Here is a 21760-nt window from a genome sequence, read left to right as displayed (position 1 = left end):
CGTTGTTATTTTGAGTCGGTTATTTTGATTTTGAGCAGGTATTCCGATTCAGATGCTGTTATTTTGCAGATTTAACGACCCTTGCTTTTTTCTCTTCTCGCTTAATATTAAATACGCCAATGATCCCCGTAAAAAACAGTAGAATCGCAACAGGTAAAAACAAAGAAGGTGATTTATGTTGTAGTGAAGTGAGCGTTTCTACCACGGTACAAAATAACCCTGTGATCACTAAAACCAAATAAAACAACTTCATATTATTCATATCAAAACCTTTGTTATGCTTTAAACATTCAATCTAATGCAAAACTCGTCTTTTAAAGCAGCTCGTTTTTTAGAACAACTAATATTTTAAAACAGTGAGTTACAAGCATTATTTTTTGCAAAGGAGTGTACTAAAGAAAGTTATCATAGATCAATATATCAACCTGTAAAGAGATAGATATATGATATGTATTTGATTTAAATGAAGGTTGTAGAGTAATAGCTGAATAATGTGGTTCATTAATAGGCGAAATTCGTTTGAATTACATACAGTTGTTTGGTCTATGCAATAAACATTTTCAAATTTTCATCTATTAACTTTATCGAGTTATGAGAGTAGGCATGAAAAATGAGGTGTTGGACTATTTTTATGGTGAGCATTTATAAAATAGTCCGTGAGATGGTTAACCCTTTTTATTAGTTATGCTTCTTACCTATTCTATTATTCATTCTACTTTAGATTTATGAATTTTCTGATTAAATTTATCATTGACTGCCAATGCTAATAAGATAATGCCAGCACCTATGGATAATCTTAAAATATCAGCATCTCGGTTCCAAAATAACACATTGACAATAATTCCTGCTGGAATTAATAAATTATTAGCCACCGCTAATGTACCGATATTAACCATCGTTGCCCCTTTGTTCCAAGCAAAGTAACCTATTCCAGAAGCGACGATACCTAAGTAAAACAAAATTGACCATTGTAGGGTGGTTGTCGGTAATTTATCGGGATCGCCAAGTACTAAATAACAAGGGATCACGACGGTTAATGCGCCAATGAAAAACCATCCAAAGACTGTACGTTGTGGCAAATCTTCACGCTCTTTTGCAATAATACGTTTGTAGCCAACTTGCCCCGTTGCAAAACATAAATTGGCACCTTGCACTATTAATAACCCTTTCAAGAATCCTTGATCAATACCCTCATAACGAATAGCAATCGCGCCAATAACCGCTAATAATGCGCTAATAATAAAACCGACATTGAATCTTCGATCTAATAAGTCATTCAGTAGCGTAATATAAATTGGGGTCATTACGGTAAACAGTAAAACTTCCGGGACTGAAAGGTATAAAAAAGATTGATAATAGAAGCCATACATAATGCCGAGTTGGAATGCACCGCAGACCATCAATTGTAACGCGACTTTTATGCTGATTTGTTGTAGTTTTAAAAACGGTAAAAAAACTATTGTCGCTAACGCAACTCGCATTAGCACTGAAAACCATGCATCGACTTGTCCGGCTAGGTAAACGCCAATTAAACTAAAAGAAAAAGCCCATAAAAAGGTGACGGCAATAAGTATTGGCATGAATAACAATTCCATTTGAATATAATGTCGGCTAGTTTACTGATTTCTGTGATCAGGGTAAATCTGTTTATGTATATCGCTTTTATTGTGAAAATATATGGGTAAAAAAATTGAGTCAATTTAAACCAGCCAAAGGGCTTAGCAATCAGCATTTACAATCTATTTTGTCCAGCACTGGGCCGAGAAAGCTATTAGAGAAAAGACGTGCTTCTGTATTATTAAAAACGGCTGAACGACATGTGATCACAACACCTCAAGGTGTAAAACTACTGGGCTTTCTAACAAAAAGTCATACTAAGGTTACTAGCAAAGGCCTCGCCATTATTTTACATGGCTGGGAAGGGTGCTCAGAGTCTTTATATGTACTCTCCAATGGTCAAAAATTATTAAATGATGGTTATGATGTTTTCCGTTTAAATTTTCGCGATCATGGTGGTACGCAGTCCCTCAATAAAGATTTGTCTAATTCAACACGTTTGCAAGAAGTAGTGGAAGCTGTTAAATATCTCTGCGAGCGATTTGGAGGGGGGCATAATGTTTTGTGTGGTTATTCGCTTGGCGGTAATTTTTGTTTACGCGTGGCGAATATCGCTAAGGTTGAACATATTAATTTGCACCAAGCCATTGCCATTTGCCCATTATTACATCCTACAACAACGATGCAAAAGCTGAATACGGGTTTTCCTGTGTATGAGCAATATTTTGTAAAAAGATGGAAAAATTCATTATTCAAAAAATTACAACATCACGATCATTTTGATTACGGCGATAAGTTAAAAAAATTAAAAACATTGGATCAAATGAATGAGTTTTTTGTATTAGGTTATACGCCATTTAAAAGTCTTCAAGCATATTTCGATGCTTATTCAATATTGGGTGAGAGTCTTAGTCAATTGGCGATTGCGACAACCATTATTGCTGCGGCAGATGATCCTATGATCCCTGCTGATCAATTGGATGAATTATTTAGCTCGCCTTGGTTAACCATAGAGTTGCAAGAGAAAGGGGGGCATTGTGCTTTTATTAAGAATTGGCGACTAGAGAGTTGGGCAAGTGACCGAGTTTCTGAGCTTGTAAAACAACAACAAGAAGCGATTGAGTAATTGCTTGAGCTAAATAATCACCACCTTAATGAAGGTGATGATTATTTCTATACTGTCTGGGTATTGGCTAATTAATGCTTAAACGCTCGCTAATGCTTGTTCTACATCAGCAATGATATCAACTATGTTTTCAATCCCTACTGAAATACGGATTAATTCCTCACTCACACCTGCCGCTTTTAGCTCATTAGCATTAAGTTGACGGTGAGTGGTGGATGCAGGGTGACAAGCGAGAGATTTTGCATCGCCGATATTCACAAGACGTAAAATCATTTGTAGTGCATCAATAAATTTACCGCCAGCTTCAGCGCCACCTTTAATGCCAAAACTTAATACACCGGAAGCTTTACCACCACAAATCTTTTGACAAGTTTGGTAATAAGCACTGCTTTCAAGTGCGGCGTAATTAACCCAAGCGACTTTTTCATGGTTACTTAAATAAGTGGCAAGTTTCTCTGCATTTTCACAATGTCTCTCCATACGTAAACACAGCGTTTCTAGCCCCTGCATAATTTGGAATGAGTTCATCGGTGAGATAGCAGCGCCTGTATTACGTAAAGGTACTACGCGGCAACGACCTATAAAAGCAGCTGGTCCAAAGGCTTCAGTGTAAACCACATCATGATAAGAAGGATCTGGCTCATTTAATACGGCAAAACGTTGTTTGTTAGCAACCCAGTCAAATTTGCCTGAATCGACGATTGCACCACCAATGGAGGTACCATGGCCGCCAATATATTTAGTCAGAGAATGCACTACAATATCAGCACCAAACTCAAAAGGGCGACAAAGCACTGGTGTTGCTACTGTATTATCAACAATTAATGGTAATCCATGGCGATGCGCTATATCGGCTAGCTTTTGCAAATCAACAATATTACCGGCCGGATTACCGATTGATTCACAGAAGATAGCTCGCGTATTTTCATCAATTGCATCTTCAAACCCTTGAAAGTCATCATAAGAAACCATTCTGGTTTCAATGCCTTGTTTAGGTAATGAATGAGCAAATAGATTGTAAGTCCCACCGTAAAGTTGACTGGTACTGATGATATTGGTGCCAACTTCACAGATACATTGAATAGCATAAGTAATGGCTGACATGCCGGATGCTACTGCTAGTGCCGCGATACCGCCTTCCATTGCAGCTACACGCTTTTCTAATACATCGGTCGTTGGGTTCATTATGCGCGTATAGATATTCCCTGGTACCTTTAAATCAAATAGATCAGCACCGTGTTGGGTATCATCAAAAGTATAAGAAGTGGTTTGATAGATAGGCACAGCTGCTGCTCTAGTGGTCGCTTCTGATTCATAACCATGGTGTAACGCAAGTGATTCTAATTTCATAAATACCCCAAATAATGATTAATAACATTTCACAGCATATTGCAGAATATCGTACTCAATAAGTAATTTAACTCGTTGATTAACAGAATTTTTTTTTGTTAAACTTTTTGTATCTGAATAGTGACGAGTACATCGGCTAACTTATATGAACAACAATAAACGCAATTTGAGTGAAACAGAGATAACATATTAATCGCTACTAGTGATGTTGCAATTAAAGGCAGTCGTTTCTGTAAGCTATAGCAAGTTTTGATCATTTAGCATGCAGGATAATTTATGCAGATATGCACTATTCAATGAGAATTGTTTCACGATGGCAAAAAAGATCTAAGAACAACAGCCTTTAGAAATTGTGATTTAAAGGCGTGCTTGTTCTTTAATACTAAATTTTAAATTTTAAATAATGAAAGCTAAATGAGTCATAGTAAACGGAAAATAATATCTATGACCGGTAGTCAAAACTACTAAACTATTGTTATTTAACTCATTAATATTTTAATTTAATCAAATTGTCTTCGGTGAACTAACTTTTTATTACAGTGGATTATTACGCTTTTCTGCTCCAAAACGATCAGCATTAACCCCTTTTTTCCAATAGCCCACGGCAAAGATATTTAAGCGATCAAAGCCTATCTCTTCTTGTAAAACAGGACGTAGCGCGCGGATACTTCTGGCTTCTAATCCTAGGAATACATGACTATCTTTTGCCATATTCTTCGCTGCCTCGAGTACCGTTTCTTCTAATGTTATTGTGGCTTCATCCTCGATAAACCAGTGTGTGTTAAGCAAATCATCATAATCCATTTTTATAATGTCTTTACGATTAGGCACTGCGATAATGGCTTTAATATCGGCTTCTTTTTTGAACTTTGGAATATAACCATTTAATGCATTCATTGAGGTTAAGTCACCCACAAGTAAATAACTGTGGTGATCATAATTTGTTATCTTCATTGGGCCTGGGCCTGCAATACCAACGCTATCACCTATTTTCGCATTTTGAGCCCAGTCAGTCGCTGGACCTTGATGACGATTAATGACAAAGTCTAAAGATAGTTCATTTTTTTCTTGGTCAAAGAGTCGAATCGTATATGAACGCATGACGACTTCACCTTCTTTCTCTATTACAACTTTGACATAGGAACCTTCTTGGTCAATCGGAAAATCGTTAAGGCTATCACCTGTAACAACAATGCGACGTAAATGCGGTGAAAGGTCAATCACCTGTGAAACATGCGTTAATCGCTTATTCTTATTTGGCTTTTTAGGTTGCATAGGGTTTTCCTTGAATTAACCTACTTTAGTTGATAAAGTCTACTATAATGTATTTAAGTTGACAATGTCAACTAACTTTAAAGGTGCCCTCTATGAAAAATGACTTTAGTTCAGATGCTGTTTTCAATATCGTTCATTGCTATCGTCTCGCGATGCGTTCAGAACTGAAAGCTAATGAAATTGGGTTGAATTCGATGCATGTAAAATGTTTATCTTTTATTAAAAAAAATGAATCCTGTACCGCGCACGATATTGTGTGTTTTTTTGACAAAGATAAATCACAAATAGCGCGATTGATTAAAGAAATGATTGAGCATAAATGGATCACTAAAACAGCAAATCCCGAAGATAAGCGTAGCTTGATCCTGTCACTGACAGAAGATGGAGAAGTGCTAGCTACGCAACTTTCTGAGGCACAAGCAAAAATCAAACAGCAGATGCTACAAGGGTTATCTCAGGAAGAACTGCGCGTGTTTAATAAAGTGAGTGAGACAATGACAAATAATTTGAAATTATTTAAGTGATGATAACGAGGAGCTCATTTAATAAAATAAGCTCCTCAATAAAACAAGATCTTAATTAAAAAGGTGCGATGAAATTCTTTTATAATTTACATTCAACATTCAAACTTTAATTTTCAATGTGAAGAAATAAGTTAATTGAATAGGGAGTCTGCCAATTGATCAACGGTCATTTTTGCTTTTCTAATGGTGATCTCAATACATTCGTCACGACTACCTACTAAATCAGAGCGTATAAATTGATGCGTTTGTAATGTTTCATCTTCACCCTTGGTGATCGTCGCTGCTACTCGAAATTGTCCGCCCTCTGCTATGGGGGCAGGCGTAATAATAAAGCCATTATAGGCTACGCTTGCAGCCTCTTCGGCTGTTGTTGTTGCTTCTGAAGTGTTGCTTGAAAAAAGTGAAGTGATACTTGATAAAAATCCCATTATATATTTTCCTTAAATTCTTTCATGTTGCATCATTGCTTGTATTTATGTTTGAAATAATTGATAGATTAACTGAATAATCTTCATATATAGCAGTGTTCTACTCGTTTATTTGAAGTCCATTATTTATCAAAAAACTAAACACCTCTCTGTAATACTAACTCTATTAAGTGCGTGATTAAATATTGCGTCAAACATTTATTCTGCTTGCAAAATTGATAATCCAGAAGTGATGATCTTCAATGTTGAATTCGCTAACTAAGCTCGATCAGTTATTTAGTGGAATTGTCATAATACAATGCATTTTAACTTAAAGTGTTAAGATCATTGCCTGTAGTGATAAAGTATCAAAATAAGTAAGCGTTCCAATATTCTATTTCGAGAGCAAAAAAAAGCAACTCAAGGAGTTGCTTATATTCTGTTATACATGATAAGCACAACAATCAGTATATTGTGCTTATTTTACGCAATAAGCTTATGTTTAAAATAAACCGATAGCATTGGCAAATACTAATAAAATACCGATTGGTGCTACAAAACGTAGTAACAATAATACAATCGAGAAAGCTGTATCTGACATTTGGAACTCTTCTTTCAAAATTTCTGGCTTGATCACCCAGCCAGCAAAAATTGAGATAAAGATACCACCCAGCGGTAATAGAATATTCGCCGTGATGTAATCTAAGAACTCAAAAATGTCTCCGCCCATACCGAATGATAGTTTTGTCCATTCTGCGCCTGCAAATGAGTAAATAGTTAATAGACTTAAAAGCCAAACTGTTACACCTGCAATGATAGCCGCTTTAGTACGACTCATGTTTTGACGTTCAGCTAAGTAAGCAGTAGGGGATTCAAGTAAAGCTATTACAGAAGTAAAGGCTGCAAATACAATCATGATAAAGAATAGTGTGCCTACTAAATCACCAAATGGCATTGAACCAAACGCAAGTGGAAGCGATTGGAATAATAAACCAGGTCCTGCACTTGGCTCTAAACCATTAGCAAATACGATTGGGTAAATAGCTAAGCCTGCAATTAATGCAACAACCGTATCGGCAATCGCGATAGTAATAGATGTTTTTACAATTGATACACCTTTTGGCAGGTAAGCACCATAAATCATCATAATACCCATTGCTAAGCTTAGAGTGAAAAAGGCGTGGCCTAATGCAACTAATGCACCTTCAATAGTAAGCTGAGAAAAGTCTATATGGAACATAAAGCTAAATGCAGATGCAAAATCACCGACGACAGCGGAGTAAAGCATAATGCCCACTAATAGTAGTAATAAAGATGGCATTAAGTAAGTAATGGCTGTTTCTAAACCATTTTTTACACCTTTTGAAATTACATAAACAGCGGCAATAAGTGTTAATGAAGACCAAACAAGCAGTTGTGAAACACTAGTAATTAAGTCAGTAAATAAAGCGCCAATTACGTCTGCATTAGTTGCAGGTACTGCAGCCGCAGAACTGAACTCGCCTGAGCCAGCAAAAAATACGTAAGCTGCTGCCCAACCTGCAATTACTGCGTAAAAACTAAGTATTAAGAAACCCGCTAATACACCGATAGTGCCAATGATTGACCAATGAGAGGAATGACCTGATTCGGTAGCAACATGTGCTATAGCATTCGCTGGTGTTGAACGACCACGTTTACCGATCACTACTTCAGCCATCATCACAGGTATACCGATTAAAAAGATACATAGAAGGTATACAAAAACGAATGCACCACCACCATTTTCACCCATGATGTAGGGAAATTTCCAAATATTACCAAGTCCAACTGCAGCACCGGTTGCAGCTAAAACGTACGCGTATCGACTTGACCATCGATTGGAGACATGTGTATCAGTGTTCATTTAAATCCTTGAGATGTAATTAAAATAGATATTTTTATAGCAGAAACGTATTAAAACATAATTTAAGCGAATAATTGCCTAAGAATAATAAAAGTTCGGGCTATAGGCTACATAAACCATCATAAAAATTAATTTATGTTATTGAAAGCATACTCAGCTCAATAAAATGGCACGCAACTCAGTGAAATGAGCAATACCTTAGCATTGCTGTGGTTTATAGAAATTGATATTGCACAGAATAATCGACTTTTAAGGTGTTGCAAACAATATTCTATATATCAGGTTTAAAGCTGACTCGAATCTTTTAAATCATAATTATTGGTGTTTTGTAAATAAAAAATAGTTTAATGAGCATAGCTATAGCATGACACTGTATTTCCACTACCTTGCCAGTCATTGTGTACAGGAGTAAACTAAATGCTTTTTTAATCTTAATCTCTCAAGCTGTTCTTCTGTGTAAATTTAATAGATCAAATACGCCAAGATTTTAAATTAATACCTTAACAACAGAGGTTTCAATTAAAAGTTGTGACTAAAAGCTGTCATTTGATGAAGCATTACAGTTACTCGGCTCGTACACTGTTAAACATCAAAAAATAAATAGGAGTATTTAATGATCAAAATTGTAAAAACGAAAACGGCCAGTTTTGATATCGACCCTCAATGTGGTTTTACTCCTTTGTGTCCCGATGAGTTACCGATAGTTGAAGGGGATTTAATTGCACCAGAGTTAAATGCTCAAGCTAAGTTTGCTGACTATCGATTAGTTAGTAAAGATTGCCATCCTGCTCAGGCACCTTGGATAGCGGAATCTGCTGATCAAGTGATGACGCCGGTGGAGGGGGATTACCCTAGTTTAGATATTAAATGGCCAGCGCATTGCGTGGTTGGTACAAAAGGAAATAGTTTAATACCTGGATTACCTAATGAAACTGAGTACGATTTATTAGTTAAAAAAGGTGAGCAGCCTTTTAAACACCCCTATGGTGCTTGTTATCAAGACCTTGCTGAAACTGAAAGCACTGGTGCAATTGAATGGTTGCAACAACAAGGGGTTGAAGTGGTTATTGTTGGGGGGCTTGCGACTGATTATTGTGTTAAAACATCGGTGTTACAGTTATGTAGGGCTGGATTTAAAGTGATTGTTAATTTAGCGGCTTGCCGTGGGGTTGACCGTGAATCGACAAAAATAGCCTGTACAACAATGCAAATGGCAGGTGCAACACTGATTAATAATAGTCAGGAACTGGAGTTGTAATGAGTAATACAAAAATAGATCGTTGGTTGATTAATAGCTTAATGGATATTGATTTTTATAAAATAACCATGTTGCAGGCTTTTTATCATGCAGCGGAGTTCCGTCTAGTTAATGTGCAGTGGAAATTTGCATGTAGAAATAAGGAAGGCTTAGATTTAACGCCTTTGATTCCAGAAATTCAAAAGCAACTAGAGCATATTTGTACGCTATCTTTTACAGACGAAGAATTAGATTATCTAGCGAAGTTGTCTTTTATTAAACCTGATTATATTGAATTCTTACGTATTTTTAAATTAAATATGAAATTCATACACCTACATTCAGATGGGGAAAATATTAATTTACGTTTTGATGGTCCTTTATTACACGTCAGTTTATTTGAAATTTATGCTTTATCTATTATCAGCGAATTACACACTTATATTAATTGTAGTGGTTTCGATCTATTTATCGCTCGTGAAAAATTAGCTTCAAAAATTGCGCTGCTTAAAGCCGAAGGTGATTTAAGTGGTTTTAGTTTTATAGATTTTGGAACTCGGCGTCGAGCCAGTAAAGATTGGCAAGAAGAAGTATTAACAACCTTGAAAGCTGAATTACCAGATTCCTTTGTCGGAACAAGTAGTGTTCATTTTGCAAGAATGCTGGGTTTACCCGCGCTCGGTACCATGGCTCACGAATGGTTTCAGAGTTGGCAAGCAGTAACCCGCTTGGCGGATGCGCAAACTGCAGCATTAGAAGGTTGGGTAAGAGAATACAGAGGACGACTTGGTACTGCATTAACAGATTGTTATTCGATGGATTCTTTTATTCGCGACTTTGACGATCCGTATTTTGGTAAATTATATGATGGCCTTCGTCACGATAGTGGTTGTCCCTTTATATGGGGAGAAAAAGCCATTGCTCTATACCAAAGTATGGACATTGAACCACTAAATAAAACACTGGTATTTAGTGACTCTTTAGACTTTCCTCGTATGCTCGAAATATGGAAACGATTCAGAGGGCGCATTAAAGTCACATTTGGTATTGGTACGAATTTAATGAACGATGTAGGCAACACGCCATTAAGTATCGTGATCAAAATGATCACGGTTAATGGTAAACCGGTTGCTAAAATTTCTGATGAGCCTGGCAAAAGTATGTGTGAAGATCTCGGTTATTTACAATATTTAGCCAGTCAATATGGGATTGATCCTAGTACGGTAAAAATATCTAAATAGCTTTTTACTTCTTTAAATAGCATTAATTCAATAAAAAAGGGCTTAACGCTATTACTTTAAGTAGTAGCATTGAGCCCTTTTTTGTTGTCATAATGTTAGTTGCAGTGTCAGTCGTAGTGTTAATTAAAGCGACGTAATTTCGATAGCACGTCAATCAGTAAGGTAATATCAAATTCATTTTCATTACCCGCTTTACCAACACCTTCACCTTGCCAGTCAATACTATCAATATCGCCATTTCCTGAGAATTGCGTGATTTTATCTGTTTCATAAATAATATAATTATCTATATCGCCAGATAATACATACTGGCGTACATTGTTATCTAATAAATGTTGGCCACTACTGTAAGAATTTGCAGGATTTTTCACTGCAAAAATATCTTGCATTAACGTCGGTATAATATCCACATGGCTTGTCATTCTATAAATGTTTTTAGGTGTTTTATCAGGCCAAATAATGACTAATGGTACATGTGAACCATTAATTAACTCATCATTTGTATTTTGACCTTTAAATGATTGTCCGTGAGTCCCAGTGATAACAATAATAGTATTTTGGTATTGTTTTTGTTCTTTTAAAGTTTCTATTAAACGTTGTATCTGGTTATCGATGGTCGCAACCTGAGACTGATATAGAGACAAGTTTTCACTTTGTTCGGGAATTGTTCTATGCGTAGCTTGAGAAAATAAATGGTCATTTTTTTGCTCTAAGTACACATAGCTAAACCAAGGTTTATCTGCCTGTTGAGTTGCGGCCCATTTTACCCATTGCTGAACTACTTGAATGTTATTTTCTGCTTTTGAGTAATAGACATCAGGTGTTGTTTTCAATTGACTAAAACTGCTTTGCAAAAACTCAGGGTGCACAAATCCAATACTTGAAAATAGTCCAATAGGGCGTTGTTGCGCCACCACTTCATTCATGAAAATAGGAGCGATATGGTTTTCAGTTACAGCATTCCAATAACTATTGGGTAGCCCATAAAACAAACTGAATACACCTTGTCGGCTATTATTAGCACCACTGAAATGATTTTTAAAATTCATTCCTTGCTCGCTTAAAGCTTCTAAATTAGGCATGTTATTAAGGTTTAACATGTCAGCACGCAAAGACTCTACATTAATGATCAACACGTTATTGTTGGCATTTATTGTTGGTTTTTGTGCATAGCTTAACGGCGTGAGTGGATAATTAAGTTGTTGTTGATTGGTTCCTGCTTGACCCAGACTATTTTTTTGTAATTTGTCTTCATTTAACCAACCCTGTTTAGTCAAAAAAGTGCGTGCAGTCATCGGGTAGGATAACGGATAAAGTGACTTTTGATGGGTGATTGGTCGGTATTGCGTGGCATCAGCCCAAATAAAAACAAGATGTGTGAGCACAAAAGCCGCGAATAAAAACAGGGCGATAGGCTTGCCGATGTGTTTAGACTGAATTTTTCGTACTTTTTTCCATAATAAAAAGGAAAAAAGCAGTTCCAATGAGAATGTGATTGGTATTGAAATATAGTGAAGGTTGATTGAATAAATCGCTTCAACTTGTTCCGGTTTTTGTAAAAATTGCCAAATAAGTGGATTTAGATGGAAATCATAAAGCCGAAAAATTTGGGTGTCAATAATCAAAAAAGTGATCGCAGTGGTTGCGATCACAATAGAAATTATTCGATAGGTCAAATTATGGGAAATTAAAAAAGCTAACGGAAATAACAGAATGCCGAAGACCATCGCCCCAAGGAAACTGAAATGGCCAACTAAGCTTAAGAATTGATAAAAAATGCCTAAGCTTGAATCAGCTAACCCTGAATAGGCGATATAACGCAGGCTAATTAAAGAGATGGCAACAATATTGAAAAATGTAAACCAGTGCGCCCAAGCTACTTGCTTGGCTACGTTATCGTGGAATTTATGACCCGTTTCTACCATTGTTATTATTTATCTTTCAAATTAATAGAAGCACTTAATGCTTTTACAAATTTGTCGCTAATGGCTTTACGTTGAGATGTTGGTACTTGGCTATTAATAACATGTGTAATGCTATTTCCGAGAATCATTAGACTCAAATCAACGGACACATCATTGTCGTGTAAAACCTCCATTACCTGGTCAAGAATAGTTTCGATTTTTTGGCTAGAGTATTTCGATTGAATTGGCATAATAAACTTCTAATTAAGGGATAATAATTGCGATATGATACCGCACTCATATTATTATACCAATCACTTAAAGACTGGAATTTTAAAGTTGATCGGATAATTAACCAAACATAATATCCTCTTTAGCGTATCTGTCTGTTAATTATGAAAGTGAATCCGAACCTAGATTCGCACAATAAGCTTCGATTTGCTGTTTTAAGATCCGCCGTGGTGTGTATAATTTACCAATTAAGTTCACTTGCTTCAATAAGGTCTCTCTATCTATGAACGTTTCTGCTACTAACATCATTTTACATTCGCTTAGTTACAATAGCGAAGGGGTTTTAAATTGTAAAATGCGCGAAGGTGAATTACCTATTTCCCCTTCTATTGAGCAACTGGTGATGGACTTACACCGTGGTTATCAAAGTAAATCTAATAAAGCATTTGCTTATTTCGCTGCTGAAGCTGACAAGCCACAAGTATTTCATCGCGCCTTGAAAGAAGAGTTATCGGGTGAATTAGACTTTGTTAGCTTTTCACAACAAGCAGCAACGTGTTTGGTTAATGAATTAAAAGAGCATGACTTTGCAGAAGAGGGTGTGTTGTTGATTACTAAGTATAGTTGGACAACTAGTGACTATTTATTGGTGGCGTTATTACAAAATAACCAATCGATTAGCGTCAACGAAAACTTAGAACTACAAGTTAGTCAGCATATTGAAACGAGTAAAATTCAACTTGTGGCCAGAATTGACCTCACTTTATTAGCTCGCGATCCAGAAGCTAATCGTTACATATCATTTATTAAAGGACGAGTGGGTAGAAAAGTATCCGATTTCTTTTTAGACTTTATGGGCGCAAAAGAAGGGTTTGATGCAAAAGCACAAAACCAAGGTTTGTTAAAAGCGGTCGATGAATTTTGTGAAAAACAAGCTTTACCTACAGAACAAAAACAAACAGTACGTGAAGTCACTTCAAATTATTGTAAAGAGCAATTAAAAGAAGGCGAAGATATTGACCTGTCGAGTTTATCCGAAGAGTTTAAAAGCGCTTCTAGCCTTGAAGGTAGTTTTTATGATTTTGTCACTGAGGATTATCAACTAGAAGAGAACTTTCCTGCTGACCGAACATTAATGAGAAAGCTAACCAAGTACACTGGCCAAGGCGGCGGTATGAACATCAGCTTCGACCAAAAACATTTAGGTACTTCAATCAGCTATGATGAAGCTTCAGATACATTGACTATCCAAGGTATTCCACCAAATCTTCGTGAACAACTTAAACGCGATGCGTTAATCGAGACTGATAGTAAAACTGAGTCTGCACAAACATCTGACGATGGCAAAGCGCCTTTTTAAGGTTGACTGTTAATTTAAAAAAGTGATTAAAGCATGAAATTATTTGTACGAGATTTAACGGTCATCGATTCTACCTATCTAGATCACAGACGTGGTTTTGTTGGCGAAAGCTATCAAGTAGACGTCGTTCTAGATGGACAATTAAACGAACAATCTATGTTATTAGATTTTTCACTAGTTAAAAAACAAATCAAAGCAATTATTGACGCGGAAGTAGATCATAAGTTACTGGTGCCACAGTCTGCTGATTATTGTTCTGTATCGATTCAAGCTGATCGCACTCAAGTAGATTATATACTTGAAGATCATAGTGTTATTCAGCTAAAAAGCCCGCACCAAGCTTATTGCTTGTTAGATGCTGAAAGCATAACCATTCCGTTATTAGAGGCATATTTAGAGCAAGTATTATTAGTTAAGTTACCTAAAAATATAACCGGATTATCCATTACGTTACGTTCAGAAGTAATTTCAACACCTTATTATCATTATACGCATGGATTAAAAAAGCACGATGGTAATTGCCAACGTATTGCCCATGGGCATCGTTCAAAAATTGATATTTATATTAATGGTCAATATAGTGAACTATGGGTTAAAAAATGGGCCCAACGTTGGTCTGATATTTATTTAGCAAGCGACGAAGATTTATTAGACTCTACGTTACTATCTTTTACGCCTTCAGAGTCAACGGTGCCAATGCATTGTTCTGCTTATCATTCTGCACAGGGGTATTTTGAGTTGTTGATGCCTGCAAGTCGCTGTGAAGTACTCAATAATGACACAACGGTTGAAGAGTTAGCTCGCTTTATATGCGAAACTATCAAACAAGAAGAAGGGCAAAACAATGTCATTGTTTATGCTTATGAAGGGATCGGTAAAGGTGCGATTGCCGAGTTGTAATCGTTCATCTGTTTAATTGTATGGTACGGCAAACATTTAACTGTCGTTAAGAAATTAATTCAATACTCGCTTTAAGGATTTAAGATGGCCGAAGAAACTATATTTAGAAAAATTATCGATAAAGATATTCCGTCTGATACGTTATATCAAGATCAATATGTGACTGCGTTTCGCGATATTTCTCCACAGGCTCCTATACATATTTTGATCATTCCTAATAAATTGATCGCAACTGCAAATGATATCGAAATAGAAGATGAGTTTCTTATTGGTAAAATGTATACCGTTGCAAAACAATTGGCGAAGCAAGAGGGTATTGCTGAATCGGGTTATCGTTTAATTATGAATTGTAATGCTGATGGTGGACAGGAAGTGTACCATATTCACTTACACTTGTTAGGTGGCAAAGCTCTGGGAAAATTGGTGAGCTAAAATAGATTAGCTTACTCTTAGCTTTTTGTACTCGATTTTAATGGGGAGCATAGAAGCCAAAGCAGCTCATTATACTGTTACAGATAGATAATCTAATTACATTACTGTAAATAGATAATTTTTTATGTCATGGTTAACAAATATTTACAGTTATCTTCAATTATTCTTTTTAGGTGGAATTTACGATGAAAAAACAATCTAGTTTTTGGTTAGCAATAATGGCAAGTTTGATTTTATCAGCTTGTTCAACATCGGTTGAGCGTTTAGATGCACAACAACAAATTGATTTAAGTGGTGCATGGAATGATACTGATTCACAGTTAGTTGCACGTGAAATGATCGAAGACTCTTTATCCCGAGCTTGGATTTCTAAATTTGTTAAGAGTGAAGGTAAAGATCCTGCGGTGATCGTCGGACGTGTAAAAAACTTAAGTCATGAGCATATCAACACTAATACGTTTATTGCGAACATGGAGCGTGAGTTAATCAATTCAGGTGAAGTACAATTTGTAGCAAGTTCTGCTAATCGTCAAGAAATTCGTGATGAACGAGCGGATCAAGACTTAAATGCTTCTGAAGCAACACGTAAAGAAATGGGCCAAGAATATGGTGCTGACTTTATGATGCAAGGTCAAATCAATACCATTATCGATGTTGATGGAAGTACTCAAATTCGTTTCTATCAGGTTAATCTAGAGTTGATCAGCATTAAAGATAACCGTAAAGTGTGGATTGGTGAGAAGAAAATTAAAAAGCTGGTTAAAAACAGCAAACTACGCGGTTAAGCATATTCAATCGACATTTATATACCCGTTACATATTCAACTTTTTAGCTAGGAAGTGTGCATATTTAGATTTGTTCATTTCAGAGTTTGAATCTTGCTCATTTTATAGTTTGAATATAGCGGGTATATCTAATTAAGCTCTGCTTAGCGCTTATTTAATTTGAAAGTGGTCTCTTTATGCACAAAATAATGTTTGTTCTTTTATGCTTATTATCGGGCTGCGCAGCTCAACATAACAATATTAAACTGGCCAACCAACTTCAACAAGAACCCCCAGAAAAGATCCTCTCGATACTTAGTGAGACAGAGCCTGATCAATCAGATTTTGCTCAGTACTATTTGAATCTAGGTTATTTACAGTTACTTTCCGGTGAGTTTGAACTATCAATCGATTCTTTATTAAAAGCAAAAAATGAAATGCTTTCATTGCAAGCAACCTCTATTTCGGAGAATGTTGCTGCGGGCACTGTTAATGAAACGTTCAGGCGTTACAGCGGTTATCCTACTGATCGTGTAATGGTGCATAACATGTTGGCATTGGGTTACTTATTTAACAACAGCATCGATGATGCACGTGTTGAAATGTTACAAGCAGATGTAGCAATGAAAAAGCTGGCTGAAAATGATCAATTGAATGGTCAATTAGCCAGTACTCATTTGTTGTCTGCAATTATCTATGAGTTGTTGGATGAACGTTCTAATGCATTTATTAGTTACCAATTGGCAGAAAAAATACTCAAGGAACGTAACATAAGCTTACCTAAAGGATTGAAATTAGGCCTATTGCGCATGAGTGATAAAATGGGCAATGACACTCAATACCAATATTACAGTCAACAATATCCAGCACTGAATAAACTAAAGCAAATAAAGCAGAAAAAGCACCAAGTCTTCGGTCTTTATTTTGACGGGGTGGTTTCAAATAAGGTGCAACAAAGTCTCGCGGTTCCTAGTTTTAATGGGAAGCAAATTGTCAGAGTTTCAATGCCAGCTTACGCAAGTGTTCAGCGCAGACCTCAGCACAATCAAATTAATGATGATAAGCAGCAAATCAACAGTGAAGTAGTAGAAAATGTAGATAAGCTAGTACGAGAAGATTTAGATAAAGAATATCCCTCCATTTTATTGTTAACCACGACGCGTGCTATTTCTAAATATCAATTGGTTAAGGAAGCACAGGATAAAGATCCAATCTTGGGGCTATTAGTAAACTTAGCGACGATATTTAGTGAGGTAGCGGATTTGAGAAGTTGGAATATGTTACCTGCAACCATACAGTTTAGTTATCTAGAAACAGATGCTGATAATATTGTTGTATCAACCAATCATCAAGGGGATAGTGTAGTGGAATTAGCTGCCCCAAATCAGCATGTCATTTTAAGTACAGGATTATCCGATAAAGTGTTCCATTATGAGCAATGATTAAAATACATAATAAAGAATACATTGCAGCTCGTAGAATAGAATCAAATTTTTATTCATACGTTTTTACCGATTAAATTTTATGGAGTTTTTATGAACAAAATAACCTTCTCGTTACCTATTTTATTATCAATATTGTTAATTTCTGCTTGTTCATCATCGAGTGATATTGAACAAGATAAAAAGCAACGACCGGATTGGATTGACCATGCCCAAACAACTTATCCTAGTAATGTCTATTTAACGGCTGTGGGACAGGCATCGAGTAGAACACTTGCAGGTAAAAATGCGGTTGCTAATTTAGTCGAAATATTTTCCGTTAATGTTAAAGCTGAAACACATACATTGACCGAGGCAATCAAAAATGAAAGCGCTTTAGGTGTCACCATGGAGAGTTCGAGCAGCTTACAACGTAATATTGCGACGAAGACGAATCAAGCCATTGCAGGCGTTGAAATAAAAGAGACTTGGTTGAGCCAAAGTGGTGAATATTATGCGTTAGCTGTGTTACATAAAATTAGTGCCGCGCAAAACCTGACAGAAACAATTATGGAAGCGGATCAAGAGGCTCTCAAGCTCATAGATTATAGTCAAAACACCGCACCTAATTCTATTTTAGCCGTTAACGCATTACGTAATGCGAGAGATCTGCAAGTTTCTCGAAAAATGGCTGATTTACAGTTAGCCTATATTAGAGGACGCGGCATTCCTAATGAAGTTTCTAGTCAAGACATTGAACAGTTAATACGTAATAACTTAGCTTCTTTAGAAGTTAGTGTTGCCGAAGATAGCGAGACAGATATCAGTTTATTACAAGCAGGACTATCAACATTGGGTGTGAAAGTTGTTGATACGTCCGCTTTACAATTATCAAGCTCGATTGATGTGACTAAACCAACGCGTCTTGAACAGTGGTACTGGCTACGTGGTAGTTATGAATTGAGTTTTTCAGAAAATGGTAAAGTGATCAGTCGTAAACGTTGGCCTATTAAAGTGTCTGCGCAGCAGCCAGAGTTATTGGAACTGCGTTTGAGAGATAAGTTAAACGAGAGTATTAATACTTATCTTCAGCAATTGCTGAGTGATTCTCCAACACTTTAACTTTATTGTATAACTCAAGTAAAAGAGGCACCTCAATGTTATGTTGTTGTGCCTTTTTTATTAAATAACCATTAATAAATTCGATTTCAGTGGGGCGGTGATAAAAAATATCTCGATTCATTGATGAAAAGTTTTTTGCTGTAGCTAGGATCACTTGAGCTATATTTTGCTGTAAAACGAGTAATTCAAAATCAATATGCTCTGCTTCTGCAATGGCAAAGATTTCTGAAATTAAAGGTTGAATAACGACAGCATATTCAGGTGATTGCAATTGTCCATTTTGTATTTGGTGAATTGCCGTGAGGGGGTTAATAACAGCATTGATGACCAGCTTTAGCCAACATTTTTTTACAATGTCTTCACTCCAATATACTTCTGGCATTGCCTGTTGCAGTGGCTCAATAACGGGCTTTAAAAAATGATGTAATTGTGTTGGTGATTCTTTATCTTCCTCTGTCAGTTCCTCCATTTCAGCTGAATCTATAAAAGCGCCTAGGTAAGTAGGGCCCATACCAGTGTGCATAACATTCAATGGCGCATTAACTAAACTTGCATTTGCTGTAGTCGCACAAATGATTGGATTGTCGGGGAAGTGTTTCCGTACTTGTTCTGCACAACCGTAGCCATTATGCATTAGAATAAGTGTTTGTTTTATATCTATATATTTTTGCTGTGCTAATAAAGCAGAGACAACGTGCTGTGCTTTGACACAAACCACAATAGTACTGTTTTTTTGCTCTGTGCTTGTATTTAATACCTTTTGGCTTACAGAAATAGTGAGTAAACTTTGCTGACCAGATAAATTGGTAAACTGTAAGATTGATTTGGTGGTTTTTGACCTACATACAAGGTGACAAACACTGCCTGACTGTTGTAATTTTGCCAGCCATAAGCAGCCAATTGCACCTGCACCAATAATTTGAATCATACTTGTCCCTTACCTCTATCATGTCATTATTTTATGCTTACTTTATCTTATTATACCCGTTACTAATCAGCCTTGTACAAAACTCAATAGTTGATTAAAAAATGATTCAGAGAGTACCTTTAAGTCTAAGGGATGATATCAACCTAAGAGATACCTAACAAAGTCCAGTAGGGAGATAGATGCTAGCGAGGTTTTCTGGTAAATTTACTATTAATTATTTTAATTGTTTATTAAGGAACAAAAATGCCTTCATTTGATATCGTTTCAGAAGTTGATTTAGTGGAAGTTAAAAATGCCGTCGATAATACCAGTCGCGAACTCGGTACTCGTTTCGATTTTCGTGGTGTAAAAGCATCTATAACGCTAAATAAAGAAGTTGTGAAATTAGAAGCTGAAGCGGAAATGCAAATTAATTCATTACGCGACATGTTACGTGCTAATTTAGTTAAGCGTAATGTAGACACGCGTGCGATGGACCCTGAAAAATGTGACCAATCGGGTAAATTTTGGTCTCAAACGGTTAAGTTTAAAGTAGGGGTTGACCAACCTACCGCAAAGAAATTAGTTAAATTAATTAAAGACAGTAAAATTAAAGTGCAGGTTTCTATCCAAGGTGAACAGCTAAGAGTTACGGGTAAAAAACGTGATGATTTACAACAAGCAATGCGTTTGGTAAAAGAATGTGACCTAGGAATGGGCTTTCAATTTAATAACTTTAAAGACTAACTTTTATTGATTAAGCAGTGAATTAAGCAATTTAATGGTGTTTAGTTTACTGCTTTGAGCTTATACCCTCTTACTCTTATGCTTTGCAATTTGATCCTCTGAGCTCTTATGCTTTGCAAGTTTATCCTCTGCCCTTTATTCCTTGAGTGCAGTCGATTAAAAGTTAAGTATGAATGGGCAACTAGGCTAAACATTCATACTAGCTACTCATACTAAACATTCCTCATTACTAACTTATTAAGGATAAATCATTAACAGTCACTTTTACAGATAGAGAATAGATTAACTCTCAGCAATATGCATTTCAATCAACTGTTCGAATTCCCTGTGCATTTCATCATGATCGCCTAAATTAAGCTCAATCAATCGCTTTAAATGTGACATTGTTTCTAACTCAATTTTAGTAAAGTGAATACCTAATAGTTGATCTTGTTGATGACTTACTGTGCCGTTTAGCAGCAGTTGTACGTCAGATCCTTGAAGCGTCAGACTAACCTGAACCTGTTGTTGATTTACATCGGGTGAAAGGGCAGTAACAGCCACTAATGCACCATTAAGTGAGATATCTACCAGTGAAGCATCAAAGTCATGTGTAGCAATCTTTTGATCAAAAATGAGTGAGCAATGGCATTGGAAGTTTATACGCGAAAATTTACGACGTTCAGACATGATTATTCCTTTAGTGGATACTTACCGTGTGTTTATATTACAAATATATTGTTTATATATGGTAGGCAACTCTTGCTGAATTAGCGATTCACCTTGAATAGAATATTGCTTTAAGGTGTTGGAAATAAGATCTAAATCCAGTTGTGATAAAAAATCATCAGCCAATGGAAAGTAACTGATATGCCAAGGCTCTTGTGCAACACCTCCTTGGTCATGCTGATAAGGCCGATAAAAACCAAATTGTTCAATATTATTACCCAGCCATTCGGTTAGCTCTGAGAAGTAACCACCGTTTAAATATTCACTTTTTTGCAGTTGTAAAGATTGTTCAGCGGGTAATAAAGTGGGGTCGTAAACATCTATATCCGTACCCCAATGGTGACGACTGGCAGAAGGTAGTGCGGACCAATGTAAGATTTTGTATAATTTGTCTATTTCACTGATCTTATCGCTCTGTATGGCAACTTCATGTTCATCTAAAATAGGAGCGAGGCCTGCATACTTTTTATTCCAAATAAGTAACTGACGCTCAAAACTACGAAACGCGCTGGCAATATGTAATGTAAACCCATCACGTTTCGCCGCCTGTTGGAGCGCAGAAAAATCAGCAATGACTTGTTTGTGCAGTAATCGGTTAGGTGCGAACTCTACAAGATGAGTTTGTACCTGTCCGGTTAACTGCATTGGTGTCATTGACCTT

The 21760-nt window shown here is 36.4% G+C and carries 22 protein-coding genes; 11 read left to right on the top strand and 11 right to left on the bottom strand.

Features of this window, described 5'->3' with window-relative positions:
* Nucleotides 1-58: 58 nt before the first annotated feature.
* Both MT390_RS14820 and MT390_RS14815 read right to left on the bottom strand, forming a co-directional pair.
* Nucleotides 59-262, bottom strand: coding sequence for a hypothetical protein (locus MT390_RS14820; RefSeq protein WP_499441937.1), 204 nt, complete (start codon nt 260-262; stop codon nt 59-61).
* 445 nt (nt 263-707) lie between these two features.
* Nucleotides 708-1580: a carboxylate/amino acid/amine transporter gene (locus MT390_RS14815; RefSeq protein WP_499441936.1), complete on the bottom strand. Its 873-nt coding sequence runs from the start codon at nt 1578-1580 to the stop codon at nt 708-710.
* A gap of 110 nt (nt 1581-1690) precedes the next feature.
* Here MT390_RS14815 and MT390_RS14810 point away from each other — a divergent pair, with 110 nt between their 5' ends.
* Nucleotides 1691-2683, top strand: coding sequence for a YheT family hydrolase (locus MT390_RS14810; RefSeq protein WP_499441934.1), 993 nt, complete (start codon nt 1691-1693; stop codon nt 2681-2683).
* A gap of 78 nt (nt 2684-2761) precedes the next feature.
* On the opposite strand, the gene MT390_RS14805 is transcribed toward MT390_RS14810, so the two are convergent.
* Together MT390_RS14805 and MT390_RS14800 are read right to left on the bottom strand one after the other, a co-directional pair.
* A complete protein-coding gene (locus MT390_RS14805) occupies nt 2762-4033 on the bottom strand; it encodes an O-acetylhomoserine aminocarboxypropyltransferase/cysteine synthase family protein (RefSeq protein WP_182690248.1) in 1272 nt (423 codons plus the stop codon).
* 534 nt (nt 4034-4567) lie between these two features.
* Nucleotides 4568-5308 carry a siderophore-interacting protein gene (locus MT390_RS14800; RefSeq protein ID WP_499441932.1) on the bottom strand — a complete coding sequence of 247 codons (741 nt, stop codon included), beginning with the start codon at nt 5306-5308 and terminating at the stop codon, nt 4568-4570.
* A gap of 92 nt (nt 5309-5400) precedes the next feature.
* Between MT390_RS14800 and MT390_RS14795 the strand changes: the two genes are divergently transcribed.
* The gene (locus MT390_RS14795; protein ID WP_499441930.1) at nt 5401-5832 is read left to right on the top strand and encodes a MarR family winged helix-turn-helix transcriptional regulator; all 432 of its coding nucleotides are present in this window, start codon (nt 5401-5403) and stop codon (nt 5830-5832) included.
* Nucleotides 5833-5963: 131 nt separating this feature from the next.
* Here the strand turns inward: MT390_RS14795 and MT390_RS14790 are convergent, their stop codons facing one another.
* Together MT390_RS14790 and MT390_RS14785 are read right to left on the bottom strand one after the other, a co-directional pair.
* Entirely contained in the window at nt 5964-6260 is a 297-nt protein-coding gene (locus tag MT390_RS14790; RefSeq protein ID WP_499441929.1) for an HlyU family transcriptional regulator, read from the bottom strand.
* A 481-nt stretch (nt 6261-6741) separates the two neighbouring features.
* Nucleotides 6742-8124: a sodium-dependent transporter gene (locus tag MT390_RS14785; RefSeq protein WP_166372461.1), complete on the bottom strand. Its 1383-nt coding sequence runs from the start codon at nt 8122-8124 to the stop codon at nt 6742-6744.
* Between the two features lie 613 nt (nt 8125-8737).
* On the opposite strand from MT390_RS14785, the gene MT390_RS14780 reads away from it, so the two are divergent.
* Both MT390_RS14780 and pncB read left to right on the top strand, forming a co-directional pair.
* Nucleotides 8738-9382, top strand: a complete 645-nt coding sequence (locus MT390_RS14780; RefSeq protein WP_166372462.1) for an isochorismatase family protein — start codon at nt 8738-8740, stop codon at nt 9380-9382.
* Nucleotides 9382-10602, top strand: a complete 1221-nt coding sequence (pncB, locus tag MT390_RS14775) for a nicotinate phosphoribosyltransferase (RefSeq protein WP_499441927.1) — start codon at nt 9382-9384, stop codon at nt 10600-10602. Before MT390_RS14780 ends, pncB begins: the two co-directional genes overlap by 1 nt.
* Nucleotides 10603-10721: 119 nt before the next feature.
* Here pncB and MT390_RS14770 read toward each other — a convergent pair whose 3' ends face one another.
* Together MT390_RS14770 and MT390_RS14765 are read right to left on the bottom strand one after the other, a co-directional pair.
* Complete coding sequence (locus MT390_RS14770; RefSeq protein ID WP_499441926.1) at nt 10722-12527, bottom strand: DUF3413 domain-containing protein; 1806 nt, start codon at nt 12525-12527, stop codon at nt 10722-10724.
* Between the two features lie 5 nt (nt 12528-12532).
* Complete coding sequence (locus MT390_RS14765) at nt 12533-12757, bottom strand: YejL family protein (RefSeq protein ID WP_028867137.1); 225 nt, start codon at nt 12755-12757, stop codon at nt 12533-12535.
* Between the two features lie 263 nt (nt 12758-13020).
* Between MT390_RS14765 and yejK the strand changes: the two genes are divergently transcribed.
* The 6 genes from yejK (at nt 13021) to MT390_RS14735 (ending at nt 18737) form a co-directional block, all read left to right on the top strand.
* Nucleotides 13021-14097 carry a nucleoid-associated protein YejK gene (yejK, locus tag MT390_RS14760; protein ID WP_299664890.1) on the top strand — a complete coding sequence of 359 codons (1077 nt, stop codon included), beginning with the start codon at nt 13021-13023 and terminating at the stop codon, nt 14095-14097.
* Nucleotides 14098-14130: 33 nt separating this feature from the next.
* Nucleotides 14131-14997: a 6-carboxytetrahydropterin synthase gene (locus MT390_RS14755; RefSeq protein WP_166372466.1), complete on the top strand. Its 867-nt coding sequence runs from the start codon at nt 14131-14133 to the stop codon at nt 14995-14997.
* Nucleotides 14998-15081: 84 nt separating this feature from the next.
* Complete coding sequence (locus MT390_RS14750; protein WP_166372467.1) at nt 15082-15429, top strand: HIT domain-containing protein; 348 nt, start codon at nt 15082-15084, stop codon at nt 15427-15429.
* Between the two features lie 185 nt (nt 15430-15614).
* On the top strand, nt 15615-16214 hold the full coding sequence (locus MT390_RS14745; RefSeq protein WP_499441924.1) for a penicillin-binding protein activator LpoB: 600 nt from the start codon (nt 15615-15617) through the stop codon (nt 16212-16214).
* A 177-nt stretch (nt 16215-16391) separates the two neighbouring features.
* Nucleotides 16392-17636 (top strand): COG3014 family protein, encoded by a 1245-nt coding sequence (locus MT390_RS14740; RefSeq protein ID WP_499441922.1) that lies wholly within the window; start codon nt 16392-16394, stop codon nt 17634-17636.
* A gap of 93 nt (nt 17637-17729) precedes the next feature.
* Complete coding sequence (locus tag MT390_RS14735; RefSeq protein ID WP_499441921.1) at nt 17730-18737, top strand: LPP20 family lipoprotein; 1008 nt, start codon at nt 17730-17732, stop codon at nt 18735-18737.
* On the opposite strand, the gene MT390_RS14730 is transcribed toward MT390_RS14735, so the two are convergent.
* Nucleotides 18691-19665 (bottom strand): ketopantoate reductase family protein, encoded by a 975-nt coding sequence (locus MT390_RS14730; RefSeq protein WP_499441919.1) that lies wholly within the window; start codon nt 19663-19665, stop codon nt 18691-18693. The genes MT390_RS14735 and MT390_RS14730 overlap by 47 nt on opposite strands.
* Nucleotides 19666-19908: 243 nt before the next feature.
* On the opposite strand from MT390_RS14730, the gene MT390_RS14725 reads away from it, so the two are divergent.
* Entirely contained in the window at nt 19909-20391 is a 483-nt protein-coding gene (locus tag MT390_RS14725; protein WP_166372472.1) for a YajQ family cyclic di-GMP-binding protein, read from the top strand.
* Nucleotides 20392-20673: 282 nt separating this feature from the next.
* Here MT390_RS14725 and MT390_RS14720 read toward each other — a convergent pair whose 3' ends face one another.
* Entirely contained in the window at nt 20674-21060 is a 387-nt protein-coding gene (locus tag MT390_RS14720) for a PilZ domain-containing protein (protein ID WP_299664868.1), read from the bottom strand.
* A 21-nt stretch (nt 21061-21081) separates the two neighbouring features.
* On the bottom strand, nt 21082-21744 hold the full coding sequence (locus MT390_RS14715) for a M15 family metallopeptidase (RefSeq protein ID WP_499441918.1): 663 nt from the start codon (nt 21742-21744) through the stop codon (nt 21082-21084).
* Nucleotides 21745-21760: the final 16 nt, after the last annotated feature.

Source organism: Vibrio sp. 2-Bac 85 (assembly GCF_037546705.1).
Classification (GTDB): Bacteria; Pseudomonadota; Gammaproteobacteria; order Enterobacterales; family Psychromonadaceae; genus Psychromonas.
The sequence above is the reverse complement of the archived record's forward strand: the minus strand, read 5'-3'. Positions and strand labels throughout refer to the sequence as shown.

Bases quoted from the DNA above. Each gene is read 5' to 3' on its own strand.
- MT390_RS14730 (WP_499441919.1), bottom strand. From the start codon at position 19,665: ATGATTCAAATTATTGGTGCAGGTGCAATTGGCTGCTTATGGCTGGCA.
- MT390_RS14805 (WP_182690248.1), bottom strand. From the start codon at position 4,033: ATGAAATTAGAATCACTTGCGTTACACCATGGTTATGAATCAGAAGCG.
- MT390_RS14755 (WP_166372466.1), top strand. From the start codon at position 14,131: ATGAAATTATTTGTACGAGATTTAACGGTCATCGATTCTACCTATCTA.
- MT390_RS14740 (WP_499441922.1), top strand. From the start codon at position 16,392: ATGCACAAAATAATGTTTGTTCTTTTATGCTTATTATCGGGCTGCGCA.
- MT390_RS14780 (WP_166372462.1), top strand. From the start codon at position 8,738: ATGATCAAAATTGTAAAAACGAAAACGGCCAGTTTTGATATCGACCCT.
- MT390_RS14745 (WP_499441924.1), top strand. From the start codon at position 15,615: ATGAAAAAACAATCTAGTTTTTGGTTAGCAATAATGGCAAGTTTGATT.
- MT390_RS14770 (WP_499441926.1), bottom strand. From the start codon at position 12,527: ATGGTAGAAACGGGTCATAAATTCCACGATAACGTAGCCAAGCAAGTA.
- MT390_RS14725 (WP_166372472.1), top strand. From the start codon at position 19,909: ATGCCTTCATTTGATATCGTTTCAGAAGTTGATTTAGTGGAAGTTAAA.
- MT390_RS14715 (WP_499441918.1), bottom strand. From the start codon at position 21,744: ATGCAGTTAACCGGACAGGTACAAACTCATCTTGTAGAGTTCGCACCT.
- pncB (WP_499441927.1), top strand. From the start codon at position 9,382: ATGAGTAATACAAAAATAGATCGTTGGTTGATTAATAGCTTAATGGAT.
- MT390_RS14735 (WP_499441921.1), top strand. From the start codon at position 17,730: ATGAACAAAATAACCTTCTCGTTACCTATTTTATTATCAATATTGTTA.
- MT390_RS14790 (WP_499441929.1), bottom strand. From the start codon at position 6,260: ATGGGATTTTTATCAAGTATCACTTCACTTTTTTCAAGCAACACTTCA.
- MT390_RS14800 (WP_499441932.1), bottom strand. From the start codon at position 5,308: ATGCAACCTAAAAAGCCAAATAAGAATAAGCGATTAACGCATGTTTCA.
- MT390_RS14765 (WP_028867137.1), bottom strand. From the start codon at position 12,757: ATGCCAATTCAATCGAAATACTCTAGCCAAAAAATCGAAACTATTCTT.
- yejK (WP_299664890.1), top strand. From the start codon at position 13,021: ATGAACGTTTCTGCTACTAACATCATTTTACATTCGCTTAGTTACAAT.
- MT390_RS14785 (WP_166372461.1), bottom strand. From the start codon at position 8,124: ATGAACACTGATACACATGTCTCCAATCGATGGTCAAGTCGATACGCG.
- MT390_RS14750 (WP_166372467.1), top strand. From the start codon at position 15,082: ATGGCCGAAGAAACTATATTTAGAAAAATTATCGATAAAGATATTCCG.
- MT390_RS14795 (WP_499441930.1), top strand. From the start codon at position 5,401: ATGAAAAATGACTTTAGTTCAGATGCTGTTTTCAATATCGTTCATTGC.
- MT390_RS14815 (WP_499441936.1), bottom strand. From the start codon at position 1,580: ATGCCAATACTTATTGCCGTCACCTTTTTATGGGCTTTTTCTTTTAGT.
- MT390_RS14820 (WP_499441937.1), bottom strand. From the start codon at position 262: ATGAATAATATGAAGTTGTTTTATTTGGTTTTAGTGATCACAGGGTTA.
- MT390_RS14720 (WP_299664868.1), bottom strand. From the start codon at position 21,060: ATGTCTGAACGTCGTAAATTTTCGCGTATAAACTTCCAATGCCATTGC.